The following is a 10,726-nucleotide window of genomic DNA, read 5'->3' as shown; positions in this document are numbered from 1 at the left end:
TCACCTACGAGATGTCCTTCCGGACTGGCAAACATTGACCTAGACAATCAATATTTTCCCAGACCAGAAGGACATTTCACTTCACAACACGCAGCCCGCCACCCACCCAACACGGTGGATCAGGGCTGAATCCGCCGGTCTCGAGGAGACTCCTGGTGATGTCGTTCGTCGGGTTCCGGAATCCCAGGGCCGAGCCGCGGAGGTGTTCGAGGCGAGCAGCCCTAACGGGACGTTCCGACTCGCTTCGCTCGCGGGGCGACCGGAGAAGGCGATGTCGCCTGTTCCCGTAAGACACTTTGGGTGGGCCTTCCCGGGCGATTCTCAAACTCGCGTCCGGCGCTGAGAACCCTGATTTCCCGTGTTCTCAGGGGCTCCGCGGGTCGCGGTCGCGGACGCCTGATAGGCACGATACACGCGGTCCGGTCGCGAAAAGTCCGGCGAAGTCTCAAACTCGGTTGAGCCCGGAGAAGCGCGCCGAACTGGTCGCCGCCTACCAGGCAGGTGAGCCGGCGCGGACCATCGCGGCGAGATTCGGGGCGCACCGCGGCACCATGCCAGTGTTCGCCCGGCCGGCCGGTGTCCCCTCGAGGGAACCCGGCGCGGATGCTGACGGTCGCGCTCACGCGGCGGCGCTGTATGAGTCGGGCCTGACGCTCGCGCATGTCGCCCATCAGATGACGGTGAGCGTGGAGACGGTGCGCGCCGCGGTGCTCGCCGACGGCGGCACGATCCGTCCAAAGGGGAGAATGCCGCGCGTGACCCGGTGACGCTCCGGCTATCGCCCGGTCACAGGTCGCGCGGCAACGAGGTCCGCGACGGTCGAGTGTTCCCGGATGTAGGCGCGGAGCTGCGGGTCGAGCAGGGCGGCGACATGGAGCAGGTCGCCGTGGCGGGCGGTGATGTCGATGCCGAGCAAGGGTTCGTGATGCGCGACCCTGTTTCGCAGCTCGTGGAGCCGGCCGACGCGGGTATCGACATCGGGCCGGCTGGTGCCGGGCGGGAAGGCGTGGTGCAGCGCGGGACGCCACAGCGTCACCTCGTGCGCCGCGGAGGTCAGGTAGCGCCAGAAGCCAAAGGTGAGCTGCGCGATCACCTTGCCCGGCGGTGCTTTGCGGCCGCCCGCTTCGCGGATCGCGCGTTCCAGCGAGGCGCGGGACTTGGCATTGATGTCGACGGTGACCTTGCCGTGCGGGCCGCGCTTGCGGACGCGCAGCACGGGCGCGAACACCTGGGTTCCAGCCGCGGTCCAGTGGGTCGACAGACCCAGGTGCTCGGTCAGGGCGCGGTCATAGGCGTTGCGGAGTGCGACTTCCAGATGGGCGAGGTCGTGCCCGAACGCGGCGCCCAACCGGGCATTCCACTCGTACAGGTCGAGTGCGGCTGTGTGGTCGCCGCCGGTAGCGTTGAGGTACACGCCGAGCCGTGGCGGGCTCAGCCAGCGCTCGACCCACTCCCGCGAGGAGTCGGTGGCGTCATTTGCTGGCATAGTCAATTGTCGCGTAGAATGAGCGTCAGAAAGCCCCGGTGGACCTCTGACCTCGGTCACGTCACCGGGGCTCAGTCTTTCCCCCGACACCCCGCGCGGCCTCGGACCGGCACATCTCGCGCGGTTCGTCCGGGCGGCGCTCCATGTGGCTGCGTCCTGTCTCTTGCAGGGTCAGCCGGATCATGACTTCACAGAGCTTGCGCAGGTCGGGCGGGTCCCGGTGCGCCGCGCGCATCGAGAGGCACCGCTGGTTGGAGGGTGCGCGGCGAACGCATTTAAATGTGACCAAACAGTCACCTAATATGCGGCTGTGGACGACGACGCGGTCTTCAAGGCACTTGCCGATGAAACGCGTCGCGCACTCCTGGATCGGCTGTTTGCGCATGACGGCCTGACCCAGGGCGAGCTGGAAGCTGATTTCCGGCTCAGCCGTTTCGGCATCGCCAAGCACCTGCGCGTGCTCGAAGATGCCGGCCTGATCACCGCCCGCCGCTCAGGGTGCCGCAAGCTTCACTTCCTCAACCCTGTTCCGATCCGGCAGATCCATGACCGCTGGATTACCAAGTACACCGAGCCGCGCGTCCGTGCGCTCACCGACCTGAAATCTCAACTCGAGGAGTCGCCATGAGAACGACCGAGGCCGACTCATCGGCCACCGCCACCGCCCCGCAGGTCTACTGCATCTTCATCAAGGCGTCCGCCGACACCATCTGGGACGCAATCGTGAAGCCAGAGTTCACAGCACGGTACTTCTATGGCTCACGAGTGGAGACCACGGCCGAGGTCGGCACGCCGTTCCGGTACCACTCGCCCGACGGCAACTCGCTCTGGGGAGACGAGACCGTGCTGGAATCCAACCGCCCCCACCGCCTGGTCGTGGGATGGCGTTCGCTGTTCGGCCCGAAGACCGACGTCGAGCCCGCAAGCCGGGTCACCTGGCAGATCGATGACCAGGGAAACGGCACCTGCATGCTCACCGTCATCCACGACAGGCTCGGGCAATCCCCGAACACCGCAGCCGGCGTCATCGGAGCCGGATGGATGTACGTCCTCAGCGGCCTCAAGCCCCTGCTGGAGACCGGTGAGCAACTCGCACCGACGCGCTGACCTATTCAGCTCCGCGAAGAACCGCACTCCTGAGACGTCAGCACGATAAGCAGGGAGTCAGCTTTGGCTCGGCAGCAGAGGGGCAACATTCACTCGGCATAGCCACCGACCACGGCGAACCCTTCGACGTGCTGTTCGACCCGGCGCTGCACGCGGACGCGCTCACCTACGAGCAGACCCGGCAGGCGGGGTTGGATGCTCACACCGTTCTTGCTGGAAGTTTGAACATCCAACGTTTGGTGGGCCCTGCCGGGATCGAACCGACGACATCCACGGTGTAAGCGTGGCGCTCTACCAGCTGAGCTAAAGGCCCTGGTCCATCCACTCTACCGACTCCCGCGATGCGCTTCGCCCCTCCGACAGGACTAGGCTGAAGGCGGCGCGCGTTGTGCACTACCGACAAGGCTGCCCGCGTCGCCCTCCGATTCTTGGCGAGACCCGCCAGCTTGACGAAAGGTTCCACCCCGTGACCGTGCACGACCAGGATCCGTACTCCCAGGGCCCCCTCGACAGCGATCCGGAGGAGACCGGCGAATGGCAGCAGTCGCTCGACGAGCTCGTCGACGCGAAGGGCCACGGACGTGGCCGCGAGATCATCCTCAGTCTGCTCAAGCGCTCCAAGGAGCTGCACCTGGGCGTGCCGATGGTCCCGACCACCGACTACATCAACACGATCGCCCCGGAGAACGAACCGGAGTTCCCCGGCGACGAGGAGGTCGAGCGCCGCTACCGCGCCTGGATCCGCTGGAACGCCGCGGTCACCGTGCACCGCGCACAGCGCCCCGGCATCGGCGTCGGCGGCCACATCTCCACCTATGCCTCCTCTGCGGCACTCTACGAGGTCGGCTTCAACCACTTCTTCCGCGGCGCCGACTATCCAGGCGGCGGCGACCAGATCTTCATCCAGGGCCACGCCTCCCCCGGCATCTACGCCCGCTCGTTCCTCGAGGGCCGCCTCACCGAGCAGCACCTCGACGGCTTCCGCCAGGAGCAGTCACGCGCGCCCTTCGGCATCCCGTCCTACCCGCACCCGCGGCAGATGCAGGACTACTGGCAGTTCCCCACCGTGTCGATGGGCCTCGGCCCGATCAACGCGATCTACCAAGCCATGGCGAACCGCTACCTCGAGAACCGCGGTATCAAGGACACGTCCTCCTCGCAGGTGTGGGCGTTCCTCGGCGACGGCGAGATGGATGAGGTCGAGAGCCGCGGCCAGCTCCAGGTCGCCGCTAACGAAGGCCTGGACAACCTCAACTTCGTGATCAACTGCAACCTGCAGCGTCTCGATGGGCCCGTCCGCGGCAACGGCAAGATCATCCAGGAGCTCGAGTCGTACTTCCGCGGCGCCGGCTGGAACGTCATCAAGGTCGTCTGGGGCCGCGAGTGGGACGACCTCCTCGCCCGCGACACCGACGGCGCGCTGCTGAACATCATGAACTCCACCCCCGACGGCGACTACCAGACCTTCAAAGCCGAGTCGGGCGCGTACATCCGCGAGCACTTCTTCGGCAAGGACGAGCGCGCAGCGGCCCTCGTCGCGGACTACACGGACGACCAGATCTGGCGTCTGCGCCGCGGCGGCCACGACTACCGCAAGGTGTACGCGGCGTACAAGGCGGCATCCGAGCACAAGGGCCAGCCCACCGTGATCCTCGTGAAGACGGTCAAGGGCTACGGCCTCGGCCCCCACTTCGAGGGCCGCAACGCGACCCACCAGATGAAGAAGATGACGCTGGACAACCTCAAGACGTTCCGCGACACGATGCACATCCCGATCACCGACGCGCAGCTCGAGGAGAACCCGTACCTGCCCCCGTACTACAACCCGGGCCCGCAGGACGACACGATCCAGTACATGCTCGAGCGCCGTCGCGCGCTGGGCGGCTTCCTGCCGGAGCGCCGTTCGACGCACGTCGGTCTTTCACTGCCGGATGACTCGGCGTACGCCCTGCCCAAGAAGGGCTCGGGCACGCAGGAGATCGCCACCACCATGGCGTTCGTGCGCCTGCTGAAGGACCTGCTGCGCTCGAAGGACTTCGGCCACCGCATCGTGCCGATCATTCCGGACGAGGCACGAACCTTCGGCATGGACGCGTACTTCCCGACGGCGAAGATCTACAACCCGAACGGCCAGCACTACACCTCGGTCGACCGCGAGCTGCTCCTCGCCTACAAGGAGAGCCCGCAGGGTCAGATCGTGCACGTCGGCATCAACGAGGCCGGCGCCCTCGCCGCCTTCACCGCGACCGGCACCTCGTACGCCACGCACGGCGAACCGCTGATCCCGATCTACATCTTCTACTCGATGTTCGGCTTCCAGCGCACCGGCGACGCCCAGTGGGCCGCCGGCGACCAGATGGCGCGCGGGTTCATCATCGGCGCCACCGCCGGACGCACGACGCTGACCGGCGAAGGACTGCAGCACGCCGACGGCCACTCGCACCTGCTCGCCTCGACCAACCCGGCCACCGTCTCGTACGACCCCGCCTACGGCTACGAGATCGCACACATCGTGCGCAGCGGCCTGGAGCGGATGTACGGCGGCGAGCACCCCGACCCGAACGTCATGTACTACATCACCGTGTACAACGAGCCGATCGTGCAGCCTGCCGAGCCCGAGGATGTGGACGTGGACGGCATCGTCCGCGGCATCCACCGCGTCTCCGTAGGCGAGGGCGATGGCCCCCGCGCCCAGTTGCTCGCGTCGGGCGTCGGCCTGCCGTGGGCGCTCGAGGCGCAGCAGCTGCTGAAGAACGACTGGGGTGTGATCGCCGATGTCTGGTCGGTCACCTCCTGGACCGAGCTGCGCCGCGACGGCCTCGCCACCGACGAGCACAACTTCCTGCACCCGGAGGAGGAGCCGCGCACCGCGTACCTCACCCGGAAGCTGGAGGGCGCAGAGGGCCCGGTCGTCGCCGTCAGCGACTTCATGCACGCCGTGCAGGACCAGATCCGCCCGTGGGTGCCGAACCGCTACGCGACTCTCGGCGCCGACGACTTCGGCTTCTCCGACACGCGTGCCGCGGCGCGCCGCTACTTCAAGATCGACGGCCCGTCGATGGTGGTGCGCACGCTCCAGGCCCTCGCCGAGGACGGCAGAGTCGACCGCGCGCTCGCTGCGCAGGCGATCCAGAAGTACCGCCTGCACGACGTGAACGCCGGCACCAGCGGCAATGCGGGTGGCGAAAGCTGAGCCACCGGTGACAGAATCGTCTCCCACCGGCATGGACAAGGCCGCGACCCTCGCCTGGTTGCGCCGGATCTCCGGCGACATCGCCTCGGTGACGATCAAGCGGCTCGAGGACACGCTCCCGTGGTACGCCGACATGCCACCGGCCCGCCGTTCGGCGGTCGGGCTGGTGGCCCAGGCCGGCATCACCTCGTTCATCCAGTGGTACGACGACCCCACCTCGACCCCGTGGATCGCGGCCGACATCTTCGCCGCGGCTCCCCGGGAACTGCTGCGCAGCGTGAGCCTGCAGCAGACGCTGCAGCTCATCCGCGTCACGGTCGAGGTCACCGAAGAGCGCGTCGCCGGCAAGGGCGACCTGCTGCGCGAGGCGATCCTGCTGTACTCGCGAGACGTGGCCTTTGCCGCGGCCGACGTCTACGCCCGTGCAGCCGAGGCCAGGGGTCTCTGGGACGCGCGGCTCGAGGCGCTCGTCGTCGACTCCATCCTCACCGGTGAAGCCGACGAGGAGCTCCCCAGCCGCATCGCGGCCCTCGGCTGGCACGGTCACGGCGAGGTCGCGGTCCTCGTGGGGACCACGCCTGCGCAGTTCGACGTCGACCAGGTGCGCCGCACCGCGCGCAAGCTCGCCGTGGACGTGCTCATCGGCGTGCAGGGCTCGCGCCTCGTGCTCGTGCTCGGCCGCGCCCGCATCGCGGGTCAGGAGCGCGATGACGAGGAGCTCGGCTTCCTCGAGATCGCGTCCCGCCTCGAGCCCTCCTTCGGCCCGGGCTATGTGGTGCTCGGCCCCGCCGTCGCTGCCCTCGTCGATGCCAGCCAGAGCGCCAGGGCGGCCCTCGCCGGGTTCGCGGTCGCCCGAGCCTGGCGCAACGCGCCGCGGCCGGTCGAAGCCGACGACCTGCTTCCGGAGCGCGCGCTGGCCGGAGACCCGCTGGCGAAGCAGACGCTCATCGAGCGCATCCATCGCCCACTGCAGGCGCACTCGACGGATCTCCTCACGACGCTGTGGAGCTACCTCGACAACGGCCGCTCGCTCGAGGCGACGGCACGCGAGCTCTTCGTGCATCCGAACACCGTGCGCTACCGGCTCAAACGGGTCAGCGAGGTCATCGGCTGGGACGCCACCGGCCCTCGAGAGGCGCTGATCCTGCAGACCGCGCTGATCCTCGGCTCCATCGGCACCACCGATCAGCTGCGCCGACGGCCTCCGGCACGACGCATCGCGCGCTGAGCCGGGCAGATGTGCGCCACACACAAGCGTTTCCCGGAATCTTGTGATGGATCATCCACCGAATGCGCCGGATCGTTGGCAAGATGGTGAGGTGATCGTCTACGCGTGCCCCGGTCAGGGTTCTCAGACCCCGGGCTTCCTCTCCCCCTGGCTCGAGCTCGACGCGGTGCAGGAGCAGCTCGCCGCCTTCTCCGAGGCCGCCGGTGTCGACCTCGTCCTGCACGGCACCGTCTCGGATGCGGACACGATCCGCGACACCCGCATCGCGCAGCCGCTCATCGTCGCGGCATCCCTCATCGCGGCCGACCAGCTCTCGAAGCGCGCTGGCCGCGGCCCCGACGGCATCGCCGGGCACTCGGTCGGCGAGCTCGCCGCCCTCGTCGGCGCCGGCGTCATCGACGCCGAGACGGCCATGCGGCTCGTCGGGGTGCGCGGACGCGCGATGGCGGATGCCGCCGCGCAGACGCCCACGGGCATGAGCGCCGTGCTCGGCGGCGATGAGAACGCCGTGCTGGCCCGTCTCGCAGAGCTCGATCTCACCCCTGCGAACTACAACGGCGGCGGACAGATCGTCGCCGCAGGCGCCCTGCCCGCCCTTGCCGCTCTCGCGGAGGAGCCGGTGCGCGGCACCCGCGTGATCCCGCTGCAGGTGGCCGGAGCGTTCCACACCTCGTACATGGCCTCCGCGGTCGCCGCGCTGCGCGACGCCGTCGCCGATGTCGAAGCCGGCGATCCGCAGGTGACCCTCTGGACCAACCGCGACGGCTCGACGGTCGCCGATGGCACGACGGCGCTGGGCTACCTCGTCGACCAGGTCGCCTCGCCCGTGCGGTGGGATCTGTGCATGGCCTCGTTCGCCGAACAGGGCATCACCGGCCTCATCGAGCTCGCCCCCGCCGGCGCCCTCGTCGGTCTCGCCAAGCGCGGGCTCCGCGGCGTTCCGACCGTCGCTGTGAAGACCCCCGAAGACCTCGACGCAGCGGTCGCGCTGCTGAACGGAGAAGCCGCATGAGCGTCACGCTGAACCAGACCACCGGCCCGGCGTACACCCGCATCTACGCGTACGGCGCCGCCCGGGGGGAGAACGCCGTGCCCAACGAGGACCTCGTCGGCCCCATCGACTCCAGCGACGAGTGGATCCGCCAGCGCACCGGCGTCGTCACGCGCGTCCGCGCGGACAAGGGCACCACAGCGATCGATCTCGCCACCGCCGCCGGCATCGAGGCGATCGAGAAGTCGGGCGTCGCCGCTGACCAGATCGACGTCGTGATCGTGGCGACCATCAGCAACCCGAAGCAGACGCCGTCCGTGTCCGCCATCGTGGCCGACCGTGTCGGCGCCAATCCCGCTGCGGCCTACGACATCAACGCCGCGTGCGCCGGCTACGCCTACGCCGTGGCGCAGGCGGATGCGCTGATCCGCGCCGGCGCCGCCCGTCACGCCCTCGTGATCGGGACCGAGAAGCTCTCCGACATCGTCGACCCGACCGACCGCAGCATCTCCTTCCTGCTCGGCGACGGCGCCGGCGCCGCTCTGATCGGCCCCAGCGACACCCCCGGCATCGGACCGGCGGTCTGGGGATCGGACGGCGCGAAGGCGGATGCCGTGGGCATGAACCACGCCCTCACCGAGTTCCGCGACGGTGAGTCGCCGTGGCCGACCCTGCGTCAGGAGGGGCCGACGGTCTTCCGCTGGGCTGTGTGGGAGATGGCGAAAGTCGCCCGCCAGGCGATCGAGAAGGCGGGCGTCACCCCGGAGGATCTCGCCGCGTTCATCCCCCACCAGGCGAACATGCGCATCATCGACGAGTTCGCCAAGCAGCTGAAGCTCCCGGAGAGCACCGTCATCGCACGGGACATCGAGACGACGGGCAACACCTCGGCCGCCTCCATCCCTCTCGCCAGTCACCGCCTCATGGCGGAGCACCCCGAGCTCTCCGGTGGCCTCGCCCTGCAGATCGGCTTCGGCGCGGGGCTCGTCTTCGCCGCTCAGGTCGTCGTCCTCCCCTGAGATCGACCCGACCTTCTCTAGACTGTTCCACGGTTCCGAAAACAACCCGCAAGAAAGAGGAAGACCACATGGCTTTCACCAACGATGAGGTCCTCGCTGGCCTCGCAGAGCTGATCACCGACGAGACCGGCATCAACGCTTCCGAGGTCGCCCTCGAGAAGTCGTTCACCGACGACCTCGACATCGACTCGATCTCGATGATGACGATCGTCGTCAACGCCGAGGAGAAGTTCGGCGTCACCATCCCCGACGACGAGGTCAAGAACCTCAAGACGGTCGGCGACGCGGTCGACTTCATCGTCGCGGGCCAGGAGTAAGCCCCGGCTGGAAGCCACCCCCGCCACCGCGGGGCGTGGCATCCTCCATTCTGCCCGTATCGCACGCACCTCGTACGACAAGGAACCACACATGACCAAGCGCATCGTCGTCACCGGCATCGGTGCCACGTCCGCCATCGGCGGCACCGCCCCCGACAATTGGAGCAACCTGCTCGCGGGCCGCTCCGGCGCGCGTGCGCTCGAGCACGACTGGGTCCAGCAGTACGAGCTGCCCGTCACCTTCGCCGCGGAGGCGATCGTGCGCCCCGAAGAGGTGCTCCCCCGGCACGAGGCGAAGCGGCTCGACCCGTCGTCGCAGTTCGCGCTCATCGCGGCTCGCGAGGCCTGGGAGGATGCCGGCTCCCCCGAGGTGGCTCCCGAACGCCTCGGCGTCGACTTCGCCACCGGCATCGGCGGTCTGTGGACCCTCCTCGACGCGTGGGACACCCTGCGTGAGAAGGGGCCTCGTCGCGTCATGCCGCTGACGGTTCCGATGCTCATGCCGAACGCGGCTGCCGGCAACCTGTCGCTGCAGTTCGGGGCCCGCGCGTACGCCCAGACGGTGGTCAGCGCATGCGCGTCGAGCACCGAGTCGCTCATCCACGCCTTCCACCACCTGCAGGAGGGCCTCGCCGACGTCGTGATCGCCGGCGGCACCGAGTCGGCGATCCACCCGATCACCATGGCCTCCTTCGCCTCCGCTCAGGCGCTGTCGCGCCGCAACGACGACCCCGCCACGGCATCCCGCCCTGGTGCCATCGACCGCGACGGCTTCGTGATGGGCGAGGGCGCAGCGGCGCTCATCCTCGAGACCGAGGAGCACGCGAGGGCCCGCGGCGCCAAGATCTACGGCTACATGCTGGGCGGCGGCGTCACCGCCGACGCGTACCACATCACCGGCAACGACCCAGAGGGCTCGGGGGCGGCGCGCGCCGTCGTCCAGGCGCTCGAGGAAGCGGGACTCACCGCCGACCAGATCTCGCACATCAACGCGCATGCGACCTCGACCCCGGTCGGGGACCCGAACGAGTACGTGGCCCTGGAGCGGGTCTTCGGCGAGCGTCTGCGCGAGATCCCGGTCTCCGCGACCAAGGCGTCGACGGGACACCTGCTCGGCGGCACGGGCGCGCTGGAGGCGATCTTCGCACTGCTCGCGCTGCGCGACCGCATCGCACCGCCCACGATCAACATGACCGAACAGGACCCGGCCGTCCCGTTCCGGCTCTCCGGCAGCGCGCAGCCTCTCGGGGACGGCACGCTCTGCGCGATCAGCAACTCCTTCGGCTTCGGCGGGCACAACGCGGTCGTCGTCCTCGCCGGCCCCGAGAGCTGAGAAGCCGCCCTTCGCGCCGAGACCCCGTCCTGCTGGCAGGACGGGGTCTCGG

At 68.7% G+C, this 10,726-nt stretch carries 10 protein-coding genes and 1 tRNA gene; 9 read left to right on the top strand and 2 right to left on the bottom strand.

The window, feature by feature from the left end; translation table 11 throughout:
• Nucleotides 1-455: 455 nt before the first annotated feature.
• On the top strand, nucleotides 456-767 hold the full coding sequence (locus QM568_RS10750; RefSeq protein WP_415138649.1) for a helix-turn-helix domain-containing protein: 312 nt from the start codon (nucleotides 456-458) through the stop codon (nucleotides 765-767).
• A gap of 8 nt (nucleotides 768-775) precedes the next feature.
• Here QM568_RS10750 and QM568_RS10745 read toward each other — a convergent pair whose 3' ends face one another.
• Complete coding sequence (locus QM568_RS10745; protein WP_415138647.1) at nucleotides 776-1,486, bottom strand: hypothetical protein; 711 nt, start codon at nucleotides 1,484-1,486, stop codon at nucleotides 776-778.
• Nucleotides 1,487-1,796: 310 nt separating this feature from the next.
• Between QM568_RS10745 and QM568_RS10740 the strand changes: the two genes are divergently transcribed.
• Together QM568_RS10740 and QM568_RS10735 are read left to right on the top strand one after the other, a co-directional pair.
• The gene (locus tag QM568_RS10740) at nucleotides 1,797-2,114 is read left to right on the top strand and encodes an ArsR/SmtB family transcription factor (RefSeq protein WP_415138645.1); all 318 of its coding nucleotides are present in this window, start codon (nucleotides 1,797-1,799) and stop codon (nucleotides 2,112-2,114) included.
• Nucleotides 2,111-2,593 (top strand): SRPBCC domain-containing protein, encoded by a 483-nt coding sequence (locus QM568_RS10735; protein WP_415138643.1) that lies wholly within the window; start codon nucleotides 2,111-2,113, stop codon nucleotides 2,591-2,593. Before QM568_RS10740 ends, QM568_RS10735 begins: the two co-directional genes overlap by 4 nt.
• Nucleotides 2,594-2,830: 237 nt before the next feature.
• Here the strand turns inward: QM568_RS10735 and QM568_RS10730 are convergent.
• Nucleotides 2,831-2,906: transfer RNA gene (locus QM568_RS10730), tRNA-Val, on the bottom strand.
• Nucleotides 2,907-3,059: 153 nt separating this feature from the next.
• Between QM568_RS10730 and aceE the strand changes: the two genes are divergently transcribed.
• The 6 genes from aceE to QM568_RS10700 all read left to right on the top strand — a co-directional run bounded on the left by aceE (nucleotide 3,060) and on the right by QM568_RS10700 (nucleotide 10,674).
• Nucleotides 3,060-5,786, top strand: coding sequence for a pyruvate dehydrogenase (acetyl-transferring), homodimeric type (gene aceE / locus QM568_RS10725; RefSeq protein WP_415138641.1), 2,727 nt, complete (start codon nucleotides 3,060-3,062; stop codon nucleotides 5,784-5,786).
• A 31-nt stretch (nucleotides 5,787-5,817) separates the two neighbouring features.
• The gene (locus tag QM568_RS10720; protein WP_415138651.1) at nucleotides 5,818-7,014 is read left to right on the top strand and encodes a PucR family transcriptional regulator; all 1,197 of its coding nucleotides are present in this window, start codon (nucleotides 5,818-5,820) and stop codon (nucleotides 7,012-7,014) included.
• Between the two features lie 91 nt (nucleotides 7,015-7,105).
• On the top strand, nucleotides 7,106-8,026 hold the full coding sequence (locus tag QM568_RS10715; protein WP_415138639.1) for an ACP S-malonyltransferase: 921 nt from the start codon (nucleotides 7,106-7,108) through the stop codon (nucleotides 8,024-8,026).
• Nucleotides 8,023-9,024, top strand: coding sequence for a beta-ketoacyl-ACP synthase III (locus QM568_RS10710; RefSeq protein ID WP_415138637.1), 1,002 nt, complete (start codon nucleotides 8,023-8,025; stop codon nucleotides 9,022-9,024). The genes QM568_RS10715 and QM568_RS10710 overlap by 4 nt, the downstream gene beginning before the upstream one ends.
• Before the next feature lie 68 nt (nucleotides 9,025-9,092).
• The gene (locus QM568_RS10705) at nucleotides 9,093-9,341 is read left to right on the top strand and encodes an acyl carrier protein (protein WP_045258434.1); all 249 of its coding nucleotides are present in this window, start codon (nucleotides 9,093-9,095) and stop codon (nucleotides 9,339-9,341) included.
• A gap of 91 nt (nucleotides 9,342-9,432) precedes the next feature.
• A complete protein-coding gene (locus QM568_RS10700) occupies nucleotides 9,433-10,674 on the top strand; it encodes a beta-ketoacyl-[acyl-carrier-protein] synthase family protein (protein ID WP_415138635.1) in 1,242 nt (413 codons plus the stop codon).
• Nucleotides 10,675-10,726 lie beyond the last annotated feature (52 nt).

The organism is Microbacterium sp. (assembly GCF_047607465.1).
GTDB lineage: Bacteria > Actinomycetota > Actinomycetes > Actinomycetales > Microbacteriaceae > Microbacterium.
The sequence above is the reverse complement of the archived record's forward strand: the minus strand, read 5'-3'. Positions and strand labels throughout refer to the sequence as shown.